Origin of the sequence: Fictibacillus sp. NRS-1165 (genome assembly GCF_050468105.1) — a bacterium.
GTDB classification, from domain to species: domain Bacteria; phylum Bacillota; class Bacilli; order Bacillales; family Fictibacillaceae; genus Fictibacillus_C; species Fictibacillus_C terrinigri.
The window spans coordinates 1-17,264 of sequence record NZ_JBDPNU010000068.1; the positions used below are offsets into that span (position 1 = coordinate 1).

Annotated in this window: 16 protein-coding genes; all 16 read left to right on the top strand. The window is 44.9% G+C overall.

Going from position 1 to position 17,264, the window contains the following annotated elements:
* The first annotated feature begins 124 nt into the window (after window positions 1–124).
* Entirely contained in the window at window positions 125–556 is a 432-nt protein-coding gene (gene mraZ, locus ABHN01_RS22845; RefSeq protein ID WP_290399657.1) for a division/cell wall cluster transcriptional repressor MraZ, read from the top strand.
* Window positions 557–597: 41 nt separating this feature from the next.
* Window positions 598–1,530 carry a 16S rRNA (cytosine(1402)-N(4))-methyltransferase RsmH gene (gene rsmH, locus ABHN01_RS22850; RefSeq protein WP_290399656.1) on the top strand — a complete coding sequence of 311 codons (933 nt, stop codon included), beginning with the start codon at window positions 598–600 and terminating at the stop codon, window positions 1,528–1,530.
* 14 nt (window positions 1,531–1,544) lie between these two features.
* On the top strand, window positions 1,545–1,916 hold the full coding sequence (ftsL, locus tag ABHN01_RS22855; protein ID WP_290399655.1) for a cell division protein FtsL: 372 nt from the start codon (window positions 1,545–1,547) through the stop codon (window positions 1,914–1,916).
* 16 nt (window positions 1,917–1,932) lie between these two features.
* A complete protein-coding gene (locus ABHN01_RS22860; protein WP_429877443.1) occupies window positions 1,933–4,098 on the top strand; it encodes a penicillin-binding protein in 2,166 nt (721 codons plus the stop codon).
* Window positions 4,099–4,184: 86 nt separating this feature from the next.
* Window positions 4,185–6,113 (top strand): stage V sporulation protein D, encoded by a 1,929-nt coding sequence (locus ABHN01_RS22865; protein WP_429877444.1) that lies wholly within the window; start codon window positions 4,185–4,187, stop codon window positions 6,111–6,113.
* 87 nt (window positions 6,114–6,200) lie between these two features.
* Window positions 6,201–7,667 carry a UDP-N-acetylmuramoyl-L-alanyl-D-glutamate--2,6-diaminopimelate ligase gene (locus ABHN01_RS22870; protein ID WP_429877445.1) on the top strand — a complete coding sequence of 489 codons (1,467 nt, stop codon included), beginning with the start codon at window positions 6,201–6,203 and terminating at the stop codon, window positions 7,665–7,667.
* A 2-nt stretch (window positions 7,668–7,669) separates the two neighbouring features.
* Window positions 7,670–9,052 carry a UDP-N-acetylmuramoyl-tripeptide--D-alanyl-D-alanine ligase gene (locus tag ABHN01_RS22875; RefSeq protein WP_429877446.1) on the top strand — a complete coding sequence of 461 codons (1,383 nt, stop codon included), beginning with the start codon at window positions 7,670–7,672 and terminating at the stop codon, window positions 9,050–9,052.
* Window positions 9,049–10,023: a phospho-N-acetylmuramoyl-pentapeptide-transferase gene (gene mraY / locus ABHN01_RS22880; protein WP_429877447.1), complete on the top strand. Its 975-nt coding sequence runs from the start codon at window positions 9,049–9,051 to the stop codon at window positions 10,021–10,023. Before ABHN01_RS22875 ends, mraY begins: the two co-directional genes overlap by 4 nt.
* A 1-nt stretch (window position 10,024) precedes the next feature.
* A complete protein-coding gene (gene murD / locus ABHN01_RS22885; RefSeq protein ID WP_429877448.1) occupies window positions 10,025–11,377 on the top strand; it encodes a UDP-N-acetylmuramoyl-L-alanine--D-glutamate ligase in 1,353 nt (450 codons plus the stop codon).
* A 55-nt stretch (window positions 11,378–11,432) separates the two neighbouring features.
* Window positions 11,433–12,533, top strand: coding sequence for a stage V sporulation protein E (gene spoVE / locus ABHN01_RS22890; RefSeq protein WP_290399648.1), 1,101 nt, complete (start codon window positions 11,433–11,435; stop codon window positions 12,531–12,533).
* Between the two features lie 153 nt (window positions 12,534–12,686).
* On the top strand, window positions 12,687–13,778 hold the full coding sequence (gene murG / locus ABHN01_RS22895) for an undecaprenyldiphospho-muramoylpentapeptide beta-N-acetylglucosaminyltransferase (protein ID WP_429877449.1): 1,092 nt from the start codon (window positions 12,687–12,689) through the stop codon (window positions 13,776–13,778).
* Window positions 13,779–13,812: 34 nt separating this feature from the next.
* Window positions 13,813–14,721 (top strand): UDP-N-acetylmuramate dehydrogenase, encoded by a 909-nt coding sequence (gene murB, locus ABHN01_RS22900; RefSeq protein ID WP_429877450.1) that lies wholly within the window; start codon window positions 13,813–13,815, stop codon window positions 14,719–14,721.
* 163 nt (window positions 14,722–14,884) lie between these two features.
* Window positions 14,885–15,664: a cell division protein FtsQ/DivIB gene (locus ABHN01_RS22905; RefSeq protein ID WP_429877451.1), complete on the top strand. Its 780-nt coding sequence runs from the start codon at window positions 14,885–14,887 to the stop codon at window positions 15,662–15,664.
* Window positions 15,648–16,340 carry a DUF881 domain-containing protein gene (locus ABHN01_RS22910; RefSeq protein ID WP_429877452.1) on the top strand — a complete coding sequence of 231 codons (693 nt, stop codon included), beginning with the start codon at window positions 15,648–15,650 and terminating at the stop codon, window positions 16,338–16,340. The genes ABHN01_RS22905 and ABHN01_RS22910 overlap by 17 nt, the downstream gene beginning before the upstream one ends.
* A gap of 5 nt (window positions 16,341–16,345) precedes the next feature.
* Window positions 16,346–17,038, top strand: coding sequence for a DUF881 domain-containing protein (locus tag ABHN01_RS22915; RefSeq protein ID WP_429877453.1), 693 nt, complete (start codon window positions 16,346–16,348; stop codon window positions 17,036–17,038).
* Window positions 17,038–17,264: small basic family protein (locus ABHN01_RS22920; RefSeq protein WP_429877454.1), on the top strand; the 227-nt coding region annotated here is incomplete at its 3' end. The genes ABHN01_RS22915 and ABHN01_RS22920, both read left to right, overlap by 1 nt.

Genomic DNA, 17,264 nt, shown 5'->3' on the forward strand with positions numbered 1-17,264 from the left:
ACTTTGTCTACAAGCTGAAATCCTGCTCCTACAGCAGGATTCTTTTTTTTGTCAGCGAATAATTTGGTAGTGGTGAAAAGTGGGGCATTGTGGTAGAGTTAGGGTAGAAAGTGGGGGATGTCCTATGTTCATGGGTGAATATCAGCATAACATCGATGAAAAAGGACGTATGATTATCCCTGCTAAATTTCGTGAAAACCTTGGTTCGACCTTCATTCTCACTCGTGGGATGGATCAATGTGTCTTCGGCTATCCGCTTGAAGAGTGGAAAGTGATCGAGGATAAATTGAAGAGTTTGCCCTTCACAAAAAAAGATGCAAGAGCTTTCACCCGCTTCTTCTTTTCCGGTGCAGCAGAATGCCAATTGGACAAACAGGGGAGAGTAAACGTTGCACCCCAGCTTAGAGAGTACGCCAAACTCGAAAAAGATTGCGTAGTGATAGGTGTATCGAATAGAATTGAGATTTGGAGCAAATCAATCTGGGAAGAATATTTTGCAGCATCGGAGGAATCTTTTGGTGAAATTGCCGAGAGCCTCATGGATTTTGATTTGTAGCCAAATGACTCTCTAACTCTTGACACAGGAAGGAATACAACATGTTTGACCATATTACCGTACTTAAAGAAGAAGCTGTTAATGCCTTAAACGTGAAACCGGATGGAATTTATGTTGACTGTACACTTGGAGGAGCAGGCCACAGCGGACTCATACTCTCAAAACTGACAACAGGCCACTTGTATGCTTTTGACCAAGATGACACGGCCATTGAACATGCAAAAGCTGCCCTAAAGGAATATGAAGGAACTTTCACCATTATTAAAAGCAATTTCCGCAACATTCAAGACGAACTTTACAAACGTGGGATCGAGAAAGTGGATGGAATTCTATTTGACCTGGGTGTCTCCTCGCCGCAGCTGGATGAAGCAGAACGAGGATTCAGCTATCAGCACGATGCGCCGCTAGATATGAGGATGGATCGGACAGCTTCACTGTCTGCCCATGAGGTTGTTAATGAGTGGCCCTATGAAAAGCTCGTGAAAATCATTTTTCAGTATGGCGAAGAAAAGTTTGCCAAGCAGATCGCAAGAAAAATTGAAGCATCCCGAAAAGAGAGAACCATTGAAACAACCGGACAACTGGTAGACCTGATTAAGGATGCGATCCCTGCACCAGCCAGGAGAGCTGGCGGACATCCAGCAAAAAGAACGTTTCAGGCGATCCGAATTGCGGTGAATGATGAATTGAATGCGTTTGAAGAAGCTTTAGAGGATTCGATAGAACTGCTCTCCATCGGAGGAAGGATAAGTGTCATTACGTTCCACTCACTGGAGGACAGAGCCTGCAAAACCATTATTAAAAAATACAGCACAGGACCTTCCTTGCCACCAGGTTTACCGATTATACCCGAGGAGTTTCTTCCGGTATTAAAAAACATCACGAGAAAGCCGATACTACCACGTGAAGAGGAAATAGATACCAATAGACGATCACGGTCGGCCAAACTGCGTGTAGCAGAAAAACAAAAATAAAGGAGAGTTATGGGTTGAGTAATTTAGCGTATCAAACACAGAGACAATATCAACAAGAAACAAAACGAAAACATGTTCAGCAGCCGCAAGTGCAGCCGAGAGTCAGAACCTCACGAATTACAAAAGGAGAAAAGTTCCTTTGGGTTTTTGCATCCCTTCTGCTTATTGCAGGCGCTATTTTCATGGTGTCAAACTACGCCTCAATCTATAAGGTCAACTCCAGCATTGAATCGGTTCAAAGCTCCATTGATTATGAAACAAAAGTAGTAGATGATTACAAACAGCAAGTCAAAGAACTAAGTGACCCAAATCGTATTCTTAAGATTGCAAAAGATAAGCTAGGGATGACGCTCAACGATAAAAACGTAAAAGTGCTTGAAAATTAAGGCGGAGTGTTAAACGATGGAGAATAAGTTTAAATTTAATTGGGGAGCAGGGGTTATCATGTTATTTTTCAGCCTGCTCTTTTTTGTGTTGATAGGAAGGTTTTTTTACATTGCGTATACGAAGCATATTGAGAACGTCGATTTAAAAGCGTACGCAGAGGAAAAGTGGACGCGGCACAAAACGCTAGATGCCAACCGCGGAACGATCTTTGACCGGCGTGGCGAGGCGATCGCCGAAGATATTCCGTCCTATACAGTAACGGCCACGCTTGACAAGAAGTATCCGGCGCACATTAAAGACCCTGCAGGAGCTGCTGCTAAGCTTGCGGGTGTTCTCGATGCGGATGAGTCAACCATTGAAGAAGCTTTAAGCAAAAAGAAATTGTTTGAAGTTCAAGTGCCAGGCGGGAGGAAAATCAGCCACAGTGAGAAAGAAAAAATCGAAAAGTTGAAGATTGAAGGTATTGAATTCCGTCCGGAAACCAAACGGTATTACCCGAACCAGACCTTTGCACCTTATGTAATCGGCTATACGAACGAACAGGGGCAGAATGAAATATCCGGGGCTTTGGGCCTTGAAAAGACGCTGGATAAATACTTAAAAGAGACGAATGGAAGCCTGTCATTCAAGAGTGATACAAAAGGCGTCAAGCTTCCCGATCCAAGAGAACGGATCAAGAAACCGAAAAACGGTTCAAATGTATACTTAACCCTTGATGAAAAGATTCAGATGGTGCTCGAGCAGTCGATGGATAAGGTGAACAAAAAATACAAGCCAGAAAAAATAATCGGAATCGTAGCCGATCCTAAAACCGGAAAAATTCTGGCCATGAGCAACCGTCCGGCATTCAACCCTAACAAACGCAACATTAAGGACTTTACAAATCTTGCCATCTCGGATCCTTATGAGCCGGGTTCAACCATGAAAATTTTCACGCTGGCTGCAGCCATTCAGGAAGGTGTCTATAACGGCAATGAAACGTATCAATCTGGCCAATATAAGATTCCCCACAACCGCCCGATCAGCGATCACAATAGAGTAGGATGGGGAACGATTACGTTTAATGAAGGGGTACAAAACTCTTCGAACGTACTGTTTTCCAAACTGGCAAGAGAAAAACTGGGCTACGACCGGCTGTTAAACTATTTGAAAAAGTTTGGCTTGGACCGCCCTACGGGGATCGATCTGCCAAATGAAAAAGCCGGAAGGATCCTTTATAACTATGAAATTGAAAAACTGACCACTGCCTTCGGCCAGGGTACAACCGTTACTCCGATTCAGCAGATTCAGGCGGCTACAGCGATCGCGAACGGCGGTAAAATGATGAAGCCGTACGTGATTGACAAAGTCGTCGATCCTTCCAGCAAGAAAGTGCTGATGCAGCACAAACCAGAGGTAGTTGGCACACCTATATCAGAAAAAACATCAAAAGAGGTTCGAGATATTTTGGAAACCGTGGTGACCAAGGGGACAGGAAAGCCTTATCAAATTAAAGGGTATTCCATTGCAGGTAAAACTGGTACAGCGCAAGTCGTAGATAAAGAGAACGGAAGATATGCCCACGGATGGGGCAAGAACCTTTTTTCTTTCATGGGCATGGCTCCTAAGGACGATCCAAAGCTTCTTGTTTACATTGCAGTGGACCGCCCTCATTTGAAAAATAATGAGCTTGGTTCTTATCCGGTTTCAGACATTTTTACGACCGTCATGAAAAACAGCCTTCAGTATTTAAACATTGAACCTGAGGATGAAAAAGTAACGAAACGAAAAATATCCGACAGTTCCGTCAAAATTGATGACTACAGTGGTAAGGAAGCTGCAGACGCTGAGAAACAACTAAAGCAGAAAGGTATGAAAGTACTGACGCTTGGCAGCGGAAGCCAGGTGATTTCCCAGCAGCCATCTGCCCATTCAGGACTCCTTCCTGGAGAGAGGGTCATCCTTCGTACCGAGGGAGATGTTCAAATGCCGGATCTAACCGGCTGGTCATTAACCGATGTTCTGAAGTTTTCAAAGATCATGGACATTGATGCATCTGTAAAAGGTTCAGGCTTTGCATCCAAGCAGAGCTTAAAGAAGGGATCGGTAATCAAAGATAAAGATTACCTCACTGTGGAGTTCGATAAACCTGAAATGCCTTCGGTAAATCTTAGCGATGAAAGCGGAGGCGGAACGGAATAGACAAGCGGGAGGGCGAACGGTCCTCCGTTCTAATCGCCTATGTACAAGCATATATTTGAAACGAGCCATGTGGAGGAGGTAATCATGTGCGTGTTTCAAATGTGACAGTGCGTAGGCGGTTAATTTTTATTCTTACCTTTGGTCTGCTGTTCTTTTTTATCATTGGTGTCAGACTCGGGTATGTTCAGTTTGTGATTGGGGACTGGCTGACTGGCAAAGCGCTTGATTCATGGAGCCGGAATATTCCTTTCGAACCGCAGCGGGGTGAGATTCTCGATCGAAACAATGTGCCGCTGGCAACGAATGTCAGTGCGCCGACAGTCTTTGTCATACCAAGGCAGATCAATGATCCTGTACAAACGTCAGAAAAATTAGCAGCTGTGCTCGATATATCACAGCTAGACGTATATAAAAAAATCACCAAAAAGTCTTCCATCATCCGCCTCGATCAGGGCGGAAGGAAGATCAGCAATGAAAAAGCGAATAAAGTCCGCGAACTTAACCTGCCGGGAATTTTTATCGCAGAGGACAGCAAGAGGCACTATCCGTTTGGAAGCTATCTTTCTCATGTTTTAGGGTTTGCAGGCATCGATAACCAAGGTTTAATGGGGTTAGAAGCCTATTATGACAAGGAACTAAAAGGAACGAAGGGGCACGTTTCATTTTTCTCAGATGCCAGGGGAAGAAGAATGCCTTCATTATCGGACGATTATGAGAGGCCTAAAGATGGCTATAACCTTAAACTGACAATCGATTCCAAGGTACAGACGATCATTGAGCGCGAACTGGACATCGCTCAAGCGAAGTATAATCCGGACGGGGCTGTTGCCATTGCTATGAACCCTAACACCGGTGAAATCCTTGGCATGTCAAGCCGTCCTGACTTTAATCCCGAAGAATATCGCCGTGTCGCGCCTGAAGTGTATAACCGCAATCTTCCGGTCTGGGCGAACTATGAGCCTGGATCCACCTTTAAAATCATTACGTTGGCCGCGGCGCTGGAAGAAAATAAAGTAGATCTTAATAACGATCATTTTCACGATCCGGGCTCGATTGAAGTCGGCGGCAGGAAATTGCGCTGCTGGAAAAGGGGAGGGCACGGCAGCCAATCTTTTTTGGAAGGCGTTCAAAATTCGTGCAACCCCGGGTTTGTTATTCTTGGCCAGCGGCTGGGCAAAGAAAAGCTGTTCTCCTATATCCATAAGTTTGGTTTTGGACAGAAGACCGGTATTGATCTTCAGGGAGAAGGAACAGGGATTTTATTCAATCTAAAGAATGTCGGGCCGCTGGAGCTTGCAACGACTGCATTCGGCCAAGGCGTATCCGTAACCCCGATCCAACAGGTGGCTGCGGTTTCAGCCGCAATCAACGGCGGCTATCTTTATGAGCCATATATCGCCAAAGAGCTGGTCGATCCGGCGACTGGAAAGACGGTAAGCAGGCAGACGCCGAAATTGAAGCGGCGGGTCATCTCAGAAAAAACGTCAAAAGAAGTCCGGCATGCGCTTGAGACTGTGGTCGCTGAGGGTACGGGACGCCCTGCATTTGTGGACGGCTATCGTCTAGGCGGGAAGACAGGGACTGCGCAGAAAGCAAAGGACGGAAAATATCTTCAAAACAATCATATTGTTTCCTTTATTGGCATGGCTCCTGCAGACGATCCGCAGATCGTCGTATATGTTGCGGTCGACAATCCGAAGGATACCATACAGTTCGGCGGAGTGGTTGCTGCACCGATGGTCGGCAAGATTGTAGATGACTCGCTGCGGGCGATGGGGGTAGAAAAGAGGACGAACCAGATCGAAAAGAAAAAAACATGGCAGGATCAAGAACTTATTAAAGTGCCAAATCTTGTCGGCAAGTCGACAAAAGAGGTTAAGGGATTGATGTATGATTTGAAAATTCAAAGCTCCGGCAAGGGTAATTATGTGGTCAAACAAGCGCCTGAACCCGGAGTGAAACTCAAACCTGGATCGGTAATTCGCCTGTTTTTGGGTGACAAACCGGGTAGGTAGGATTAAAATAGATTTGAATGCTAATAGCCAGGCGACAGCCTTGGCTTCTTTTTCTGATGTGAACTCTTTTAGAAAGGTCGTGATAAAGTGGAACTTAAGACACTAGTGAATCATTTATTAAACTATAAAACAGATCATGAAACGAACGTTGAAATTACTTCGATTGAAATGGACTCCAGAGCAGCACGGCCGGGGAGTCTGTTTGTCTGCATCAAAGGGTATACGGTAGACGGACATGACTATGCCGAGCAGGCTGTCCGTAACGGAGCTGCTGCGGTATTGGCTGAAAAGCATCTTCCCGGCATGGACTCCGTGCCAGTGATTATAGTGAACGATACAAAAAGGGCAATGGCCGTACTGGCCAACGTATTTTATGGTTATCCGACAAATAAACTTCATTTGATCGGAGTAACCGGAACGAATGGCAAAACGACTACAGCGCATCTGATCGAACAGGTTTTCTCAGATGCTGGGAAAAGAACGGGAATGATCGGCACGATCGATATGAAGATAAACGGGGTAAGCCATAAAGTTACCAACACGACTCCAGAATCCCTTTTCCTGCAAAAAGCGTTTAAAGAGATGATTGACCAGGGCGTGGAGAGTGCAGTCATGGAAGTATCGTCCCATGCTCTTGATATGGGCAGAGTCCGGGGCTGTGATTATGATATTGCTGTGTTCACGAATTTTACCCAGGATCATCTAGACTATCACAAGGATATGGAGACGTATTTAAGAGCTAAGGGGCTTTTGTTTGCTCAGCTCGGTAATACATACGCCGGGAACAAAGAGAAGATCGCTATCCTGAACAGAGATGACGAAGCTTCAAAAGAGTTCGAAAAAATGACAGCCGCTCAAATCTTAACGTATGGCATTGAACAAAAAAGTGATATTATGGCGAAGGATATTAAGGTGACCGGAAAAGGAACCTCCTTTACGCTTGTAACACCGCTTGAAGAGAGGCCGGTTTCCTTAAAACTTGTAGGCAAATTTTCGGTGTATAACGTCCTTGCCGCAATTTCAGCTACCCTTTTATCCGGAATCCCGATTGACTCGATTATTAAAACAATGGAAAATGTGAAGGGTGTACCGGGACGTTTTGAAACCGTGGACGCCGGCCAGAGCTTCACGGTAATCGTGGATTATGCCCACACTCCTGACAGCCTTGAAAACGCGCTGACAACAGTAAAAGAATTTGCCGTTGGAAAGGTTATTTCTGTCGTAGGATGCGGAGGCGACCGTGACAAAACAAAACGGCCGTTGATGGCTAAGATTGCTGCCGAAAATTCAGATGTAGCCATCTTTACCTCAGATAATCCGAGGACGGAAGATCCGCTTGCCATCCTCGAGGATATGAAAGCAGGCGTGCAGGACTATGAATACATCATTAAACCGGACCGTAAAGATGCGATCGTCCATGCGATAGAGATTGCGGAAGACAACGATATTATTCTGATAGCCGGAAAAGGGCATGAAACCTACCAGATTATCGGAAAAAACGTTCTGGATTTTGATGACCGGAAAGTAGCTGCGGAAGCGATTGGAGCGAAATAGCAATGAGATTGGAATTAAAAGAATTAACAGGCATATGCATATCGACATCTGGAAACATTGAGAATACAGTGATTCAGGGGGTGACCAAGGATTCAAGGCAGCCTTCTCCGCAGTCACTGTATATACCGATTTCCGGAGAGAAGTTCGACGGACATAATTTTGTCATGCAGGCGATTGAACAAGGTGCCGTAGCTTCCCTTTGGAAAAGAGGTACACCTGTTCCTCAAGGGCTTGAGAGCTCGTTTCCTCTTCTTTTCGTAGATGATACGGTGGAAGCTCTTCAAAAGATGGCTAAGCTGTATTTAAAGAAAGTTAAGCCTGTCGTTATAGGTGTGACAGGCTCAAATGGAAAGACGACAACAAAGGATCTGCTTGAGGCTGTGATCTCGACGACTTTTAAAACTCACAAGACACAAGGGAACTACAACAATCATATCGGCCTGCCGCTGACCATCCTTTCCATGGAGAATGATACAGAAGTTATTATTCTTGAGATGGGAATGAGCAATTTTGGCGAGATTTCATTGCTGAGCAAATTATCGGAGCCGGATTTGGCGATTGTCACGAATATTGGAGAATCCCATATCGAATATCTCGGAAGCAGAGAAGGAATCGCAAAAGCCAAGCTTGAGATTAAAGACGGATTAAAAGAAAGCGGTCTGCTCATTGTTGATGGTGATGAACCCCTGCTTCAGCATCTCTCCTCTCACAATGTATTAAAGTGCGGCTATGGAGAAGACTGCACCGTCAAGATCGTGAATCAAGAAGGCGATGAGGATGGATTTACATTTGAACTCGAAGGGGAGAATATGGTGTACTCTCTTCCCCTGCTCGGAACACATAATGTGAAAAATGCAGCATATGCTATCGCAGTCGGCCATTATTTGAATATTGAGGACAGTATGATCAATGAGGGCTTGAAAAACCTGATGCTGACAAACATGCGGCTTGAAAAATACCGCGGTTTGAATGGAGCGCTTCTGATCAATGATGCTTATAACGCAAGTCCGACCAGTATGGCTGCCGCCATCGAAGCTGTAAAGGCTTTAAACAATTATAAAAGAAAAGTTGTTGTACTCGGTGACATGTATGAATTAGGGCCGTCGGAAGAAGAAATGCACCGCGGCGTGGCAAAACACATTGATGACACTATCACGGATGTCATTGCCGTAGGGGAAAAGGGAAAATGGATCGGCGAAGAAGTGTTGAAAAAGGGTGAACCAAGTATTAACGTAGCTATTTTTACGAAGAAAGAAGAGGCTTCTGACGCGGTCCGCTCCTTGCTTTCACCAGAGGCTGTTGTTCTGTTTAAAGCATCAAGAGGGCTTGCGCTGGAAACTATCATTAAACCATTTATTGACGATGTTCAGGGGGCAGGGAAATGATTGAACAAGTTTTACTATTTACACTTCTTGCTTCTTTTCTTATTGCTGTTTTAAGCTCGCCATTTTTTATACCATTCTTACGCAGATTGAAGTTCGGGCAAAGCATTCGGGAAGAGGGGCCAAAATCACACCAGAAAAAATCGGGAACACCTACAATGGGCGGCATCATTATCATTGTCGCGCTGGCTCTGGCCACCTATATTATGACACTTAAATTCTTTGGGATGAAGACAGAGACTTACATGCTTCTTCTTGTCACGGTCGGCTACGGAATTGTTGGTTTTCTCGATGATTTTATCAAAGTGGCAAAAAAGAGGAATCTAGGGCTCACTTCCCGCCAAAAGCTCGTAGGTCAGCTGGTCATTGCCGCCATTTTCTACATCGGACTTATTAAAACAGGCTTTTCCACCGAGATCAGTGTTCCGGGAACAGAATTTTCTTTTGACGTGGGCTGGTTTTATCCGGTTCTTGTTGTTGTGATGCTGATCGGAGCTTCTAATGCCGTAAACCTGACAGACGGCCTCGATGGTCTTCTTGCCGGTACGGCTGCTATTGCATTTGGAGCGTTTGCCGTACTTGCCTCTAATCTTCACCACTATGAAACGGCATTATTCTCTGTTGCTGTTGTTGGAGGTGTTCTTGGCTTTTTAGTGTTCAACGCGCATCCGGCAAAAGTTTTCATGGGTGATACCGGGTCACTTGCTCTTGGAGGAGCGATCAGTGCCATTGCCATCATTTTAAAACTAGAACTTCTGCTCGTTATTATTGGGGGAGTATTTGTTATTGAAACGTTGTCTGTTATGCTGCAGGTTGCGTCATTTAAAACGCGGGGAAAACGAATATTTAAGATGAGTCCACTTCATCACCACTATGAACTCAGCGGCTGGTCGGAATGGAGAATCGTTGTAACTTTCTGGGGTGTCGGCCTGTTATTCGCCGCCCTTGGAATCTATTTAGAGGTGTGGGTATAAAATGAACGAATTGAAAACTTTTCAAGGAAAAAATGTATTGGTACTGGGCTTGGCTAAAAGCGGATTCGCTGCTGCCAAGCTGCTTAAGTCTTACGGTGCGAACGTTGTTGTAAACGACCGGACGCCCCTCGAAGAGAATGAGCAGGCAAAAGTACTGGTTAAAGACGGCTATGAAGTAGTCTGCGGGGCTCATCCTTTATCATTGCTTGACCGCCAAACAGATTATGTTGTCAAGAATCCTGGAATCCCGTATTCCAATCCGATTGTCAATGAGGCCGTTAGACGCGGGATCCCTGTCATTACTGAGGTTGAGATAGCAGGATTGGTATCCAGAGCCGAAATGATCGCCATAACGGGATCCAACGGAAAAACGACGACGACTACCCTTGTCGGAGATATGCTTAAAAACAGCGGCCGACAACCTGTTGTTGCAGGCAACATCGGCACGGTGCTGTCTGAAGTTGCAGCCCGTTCAAATGAATCTGATGTCATCGTTGCCGAATTATCAAGTTTTCAATTGATGGGAACAGTGACATATGCACCAAGAATCGCCGTACTTCTTAATATTTTCAAAGCTCATCTTGATTATCATGGTTCGTTGGAAGAATATGCTGCAGCAAAGGGAAGGATTTTTGCGAACCAGACCGAAAAGGACTTCGCAGTTTATAACGCGGATGATGAGAGAGTCACTGAATTAGCTCATAAAACTAAAGCGGTAAAGGTTCCATTTTCTGTTACAGAAGTATGCCTTGATGGAGCTTACATAAAAGATGGATGCCTTTATTTCAGAGAAGAGAAAATCATCTCTTTGAAGGATATTGTTCTTCCTGGGCAGCACAACCTTGAGAACATCCTTGCCGCAGTTGCCGCTTCAAAGCTTGCAGGAGCAACTAACAGTCAGATCCAGGAAACGTTAAAGACGTTTACCGGTGTCAAGCACCGACTGCAGTATGTAACGACGGTCAACGGCAGAAAATTTTATAACGATTCAAAAGCTACGAACATACTGGCTACTCAAAAAGCCATTTCTGCATTTGGGCAAAAGATCATCCTTCTTGCAGGCGGACTGGACAGAGGAAACGAGTTTGATGACTTGATTCCGCAGCTGAAGCAAGTCAAATCCATTGTATTGTTCGGGCAGACAGCGCCAAAGCTCCAACGTGCTGCAGTCGATGCCGGAATAGAAGATATTAAACTTGTTGATAATGTGGGGGAAGCCGTTCCTGCCGCATACCAGAATTCTTCTGAAGGCGACATTATCCTTTTATCCCCGGCGTGTGCGAGCTGGGATCAGTTTAAAACTTTTGAACAAAGAGGGGACATCTTTATCAACTCTGTGCATAAACTTAAGTAGAGTTTGTACATGCTGGTTTGGAACGAGCAAATACAGAAGAGTTGAGGTGTTTCTTTTGCCTGCGACACGAACAACACCGGATATTATTTTAATTGGCACGACTATGCTTTTATTATCCATAGGTATTATTATGGTATACAGCGCCAGTGCGGATTGGGCACTTGTAAAGTTCAACGATCCGTTCTTCTTCGCCAAGCGGCAGCTGCTTTTTGCTGGAGTAGGAGTGGCCGCTATGTTTTTTATCATGAATGTCAATTATATGACCTGGCGTACTTGGGCAAAAATCCTCTTGATCATCTGTTTCGTCATGCTGGTTGCCGTGCTCGTCCCGGGAGTGGGGATGGTTCGCGGCGGAGCAAGAAGCTGGATTGGTGTCGGAGCATTTTCCATACAGCCTTCAGAATTTATGAAACTTGCAATGATTACATTTTTGGCTAAATATCTAGCAGAACACCAAAAAAAGATAACGTCTTTTAAGAAGGGCCTTCTCCCTACTTTAGGGCTTGTTATGATTGCATTCGCTATGATTATGCTGCAGCCGGATCTTGGTACAGGATCCGTCATGGTAGGCACAAGCATCGTTATGATTTTTGTAGCGGGTGCAAGAATCTCCCACTTTGTGGGACTCGGATTTGTAGGCCTTGCAGGCTTTGCTGGACTCATTATTTCCGCTCCCTACCGAATTAAAAGGATCACTTCCTTTTTGGACCCGTGGAGTGATGAACTAGGCAGCGGGTTCCAGATCATCCAGTCACTGTATTCACTTGGGCCTGGAGGCTTAATGGGGCTTGGGCTCGGCGAAAGCCGTCAGAAATTCGGTTACCTTCCAGAACCGCAGACGGACTTTATCTTTGCGATTCTTTCAGAAGAACTGGGTTTTATCGGCGGTGCACTCGTCTTGCTTCTTTTCAGCATCCTTTTGTGGAGAGGAGTCAGAATTGCACTCGGAGCGCCTGATTTGTTCGGAAGCTTTCTGGCCATTGGCATTATTGGAATGGTTGCTATTCAAGTAATGATTAACATCGGAGTAGTCACGGGTCTTATCCCTGTCACAGGCATTACTCTTCCGCTGATCAGCTATGGCGGGTCATCCCTGACTCTCATGCTGGCATCGATCGGAGTACTGCTGAACATCAGCCGTTATGCCAAGTATTAACTGCGGTCTTACTTGCTGAATTTTATCGACAAAGAAGTGAAACAGCTGCAGCTCAGAGTCCTCAAAGCGGCTTTAGCTTATTTGTCTCTCACATGCCCTGTCAGTGTGATGACAGGGTTCGTCTTATTTTATCTAGTTTTGCGGAGGTGCATTATGAGAGTTGTGTTAAGCGGCGGCGGTACAGGGGGGCATATCTATCCTGCATTGGCGCTTGCAAATGAGATCAAGAAACTTCATCCGGATGCGGAGATTTTATATATAGGTACAGAAAAAGGGCTTGAGAGCAAGCTTGTACCGAGGGAGAACATCCCTTTCAAAAGTATTCATATTACGGGTTTCAAAAGAAGTCTTTCCCTGGAGAACGCAAAGACGGTCATGCGGTTTTTAAAAGGTGTATCCCGCTGTAAGAAGATCATGAAGGAATTTAAGCCGGATGTTGTCGTTGGGACTGGAGGATATGTTTGCGGCCCTGTCGTGTATGCGGCAAGCAGCCTTAACATTCCTTCACTCATCCATGAGCAGAACAGTGTTCCTGGCCTGACCAACAAGTTTCTCAGCAAATACGTAAAGAAGATTGCGATTTCATTTGAAGAGAGCGCAAGTTATTTTCCAACGGATAAGGTGGTTTTTACAGGAAACCCAAGAGCTTCAGAAGTGATTGGAACAGATGGCGCAAAAGGAAGACGGTCCCTGCATCTTGATCCGAAGAAAAAGACTGTCTTGATCGTAGGTGGAAGCCGGGGAGCTCGACCCATCAATGAAGCGTTCCTTGATGTACTGGGAGAAGCAGAGAAGAAGAGCTACCAGTTCGTCTATGTCACAGGTGACGTGCATTATGACAGCGTTTTGAAGGCGGTCAGCGAGTCAGGAAGCCCAGCGAATGTAACCATCGTTCCTTTTGTCCATAACATGCCTGAACTCCTGGCGGGTGTTGACCTTGTTGTTGCAAGGGCTGGTGCCACATCCATTGCGGAATTGACGGCGCTGGGAATTCCTAGTATTTTAATACCGAGCCCGTATGTAACGAATAATCATCAGGAAAAGAACGCGCGAGCTCTTCAACAGAACGGAGCAGCGGTCGTTATACTCGAAAAGGATATGAGCGGGGCGCAGCTTCTTGAAGAAGTGGACCGTATTTTGCTCCATCACGAGAACTGGGAAAGGATGCATAAAGCGTCCAAGGAACTGGGCATGCCTCACGCTGCATCAAACGTCGTAAAGCTAATGGAAGTATATAAAAAATAACAGTGGTTTATGTAAGATATAGGGGGGGATTTTTTTGAATACACTGGCAGAACAACTGCGGAACGAAAACTTAGGCAAAGTTTTGGAAAACGAACCGCTGAAAAACCATACAACGTTAAAAATCGGAGGTCCCGCTGATCTGTTTTTTGAGCCGAACAGCACAGAATCTCTGAAGAAAGCAATGACTTATATCAAAGAAGCGGGTGTACCATTCCGCCCGATCGGACGGGGATCCAATCTGCTTGTATCCGATGAAGGAATTGAAGGAGTCGTGATAAAGATTGGTGACGGCCTTGACGTTCTCGAACGGAATGGTGATGAGTTTACGGTCGGCGGGGGGTACTCACTTGTGAAACTGGCTACCGTCCTATCCCGTGAAGGATACTCGGGTCTGGAATTTTCCGCTGGTATTCCAGGATCCCTCGGCGGGGCGGTGTTCATGAACGCCGGAGCTCACGGTTCGGACATGTCAAAAATCTTGAAAAAAGCATTGGTACTGTTTCCGGATGGTGATCTTAGATGGCTCACGAACGAAGAAATGGAGTACTCATACCGCACTTCTGTCCTTCAAAAGACGGGCGGAATTTGTGTAGAAGCCGTTTTAGCCCTTAAAAAAGGCGACAGGGAAACGATTATGGCTGAACTGAAAAAGAATAAGGATTACCGCAGAAACACTCAGCCTTGGAACTATCCTTGCTGCGGCAGTGTATTCCGAAATCCTCTTCCGAATTATGCCGGCCAGCTTATTGAATCCTCAGGCTTAAAAGGAACCATGGTTGGCGGAGCTCAGATTTCGGAAATGCACGCAAACTTTATTGTGAACACAGGGAATGCCAAGGCGAAGGATGTGCTTGAGCTGATCTCCCTTATCCAGAAAAAAATCAAAGAGCTTCACCATATCGATATCGAGACTGAAGTGGAGATAATCGGCAGGAAAAGCTAAAAATTGCCACATCGTTCACTGGAACTTATGTTATAATTTAATAGACATAAATGGGACTGAATGAATCCTTTTGGAGAAGGAGAATAGCTTTGCAAAGCTGTTTTCCTTCCTCTTTACATATGGAGGATGGTATTCAGTTATTTGTATTTACGGGGGAAAGGAAATGGACAAGGATAAAGTTGTTACGATTGAAGACCGTATTCCCAAATTAAAAACACAGCGCAAACAAAAGACGAACAGAAGAATGATTATCTACTTGTCCCTTTTCTTTTTGCTGATCCTGATATTTGTCTATTTTCAATCCGGTTTCAGCCACATCAAGAAGATCACAGTAAGCGGAAACGAGAATATCAGCGACCAGGCCATTATTAAAGCTGGAAAAATCAGTGCTCAGTCCTCTTTTTTGAACCTTTCGGATGTTGACATTCAAAAGAACATACTCAGGATGGGGGAGATTTCCTCTGTTGATGTACATAAAAAATTCTACAATCATCTTTTAATCGAAGTGAAGGAGTATCACAGAGTCGGCTATTTAAAGGACAAGGGAAAATATTATCCTGTTCTCGAAAGCGGAAAGCTGCTGAAAGGGATAGAAAAAGATTCCTTGCCAGTCAACGCACCGATCATCATGGATTGGAAAGACCGAAAGCTATTAAAACCCATGGCAAATGAACTGGGTAAGCTTACACAGGGTATCGTACACCGTATTTCGGAGATCCATTTAGATCAAGAGAGCAAGGACGCCAACCGAATTATCCTGTATATGACAGACGGCTACGAGGTCAGGTCATCGATCACTCATTTTGCCAGAAAAATGGAGTCATATCCATCCATCGTCCAGCAGCTCGGCCCCCATCGAAAAGGGGTAATTAATATGGATGTCAGTACGTACTTCCATGAATTCGGCAACGAGGAGGCACCGAAGAGTGAAACCGACAGGTAAGTACGTTTTCTTTTCGATTATCATGCTTGTTACAGGCTTTTTCTTATCGTACTCCTATCAGATTACGAAAAAGGAAGCAGCGACCCATGAATCGAACAGTCAGTGGAAACAGGAAGACGGTTTGAGGAGCGATATATTGAGTACCCAAAAAACGAATCGAAAACTGAACGGAGAACTAAAGAAAATTCAGCTGCAGATTCAAAAACGTGAAAATAAACTCGCTGATCAAGAGAAGAAATCCTATAACTTAGTAGAAGACCTGAAAAAAATGAGGAAAGTGGTTGGAAGTGTAAAAGTAAAAGGGCCAGGGATTGAGGTGACACTTTCCGATTCTTCCTATGTTCCGGATGGCGATAATCCCAATAATTACATAGTTCATGAAGAGCACATTCGAAGTGTTATCTACGAAATGCTGGTTTCAGGAGCAGAAGCTGTTGCTGTAAACGGACAGAGAATTTCCCACAGCAGCTATATTGCATGCGTGGGCCCTGTTGTCAGCGTCGATGGCAACCAATACCCGGCTCCATTTACCATTACTGCGATCGGTGATAAGTCTGTATTGGGAAAATCGTTAAATTTATCTGTAGTCAGTGATCTTGTAAACGATGGCATTGATGTACGGATCGCGACAAAGGATGATATTACAATGGATCCTTATTTAAGCAAAGAGGGATGAGCCAATTGAACAACAAAAGAAAAACAGGGTTCGCCGGCGTGGCCTGCGTTCTTGGTTTGATGCTGGCCATACAGTTCCAGACGACGAACAATCCCGTAACAAGAGATACTCGAGATATGTGGGAACTTCGTGCGGACTTGGAAAAAGAAAAGCAAAGGCAGCAGGATCTCAACAATGAAATTAAAAAGTATCAAGCCCTTTTGGATGATTATGAACAATCGCGAAAGAAGGAAAAAACAGAAGCCATGGAAAAAGCGCTTCATGATTTAAAAGAAGGTGCAGGTTTGACAGAAGTGAGCGGACAAGGAATCCTGATTACAGTCGAACCATTTAATGAAGGAGAAGCGCCAAAACTCTATCCAGAATTGATCAGACGGCTGATCAATGAACTGAACCGATATGAAGCAAAGGATATATCGGTGGATGGCCAGCGAATTATTTCGACTACACCAATCAGGGAAGTTAATGGTGAAACCTACATAAATAACCAGCCTCTTGGCTCATTTCCAATAGAAATCAAAGTCATTGCAGACGATGCCCAAAAACTTCAAAATAAAATCATTGCTTCGCAATCTGCGGAGGATTTTGTGAGGGAGAACCTATATATTGATTCAAAGCCACAAAACCAGCTGACACTGCCGGCCTATGATAAACCGATCCGTGTGAAATACATGAAGCAGGCAAAGGAGGAATTATAATGTGGCTGCCGGTCTTGGCTTTAATCATTGGTCTGGTGCTGGGTTTTTTATCAGAAATACGGATTCCGGTGGAGTATACAAACTATCTTTCCATCGCAGTCCTGGCTGCGCTTGACACACTGTTTGGAGGGATCCGGGCCCATATGCAGGGGAATTTTGAGGATAAGGTTTTTATCAGTGGCTTTTTCTTCAACATCCTGCTCGCTGCCGGCCTTGCCTATTTAGG

Bases quoted from the DNA above. Each gene is read 5' to 3' on its own strand.
- ABHN01_RS22905 (WP_429877451.1), top strand. From the start codon at position 14,885: ATGGACAAGGATAAAGTTGTTACGATTGAAGACCGTATTCCCAAATTA.
- murD (WP_429877448.1), top strand. From the start codon at position 10,025: ATGAACGAATTGAAAACTTTTCAAGGAAAAAATGTATTGGTACTGGGC.
- rsmH (WP_290399656.1), top strand. From the start codon at position 598: ATGTTTGACCATATTACCGTACTTAAAGAAGAAGCTGTTAATGCCTTA.
- mraZ (WP_290399657.1), top strand. From the start codon at position 125: ATGTTCATGGGTGAATATCAGCATAACATCGATGAAAAAGGACGTATG.
- ABHN01_RS22860 (WP_429877443.1), top strand. From the start codon at position 1,933: ATGGAGAATAAGTTTAAATTTAATTGGGGAGCAGGGGTTATCATGTTA.
- murG (WP_429877449.1), top strand. From the start codon at position 12,687: ATGAGAGTTGTGTTAAGCGGCGGCGGTACAGGGGGGCATATCTATCCT.
- ABHN01_RS22875 (WP_429877446.1), top strand. From the start codon at position 7,670: ATGAGATTGGAATTAAAAGAATTAACAGGCATATGCATATCGACATCT.
- mraY (WP_429877447.1), top strand. From the start codon at position 9,049: ATGATTGAACAAGTTTTACTATTTACACTTCTTGCTTCTTTTCTTATT.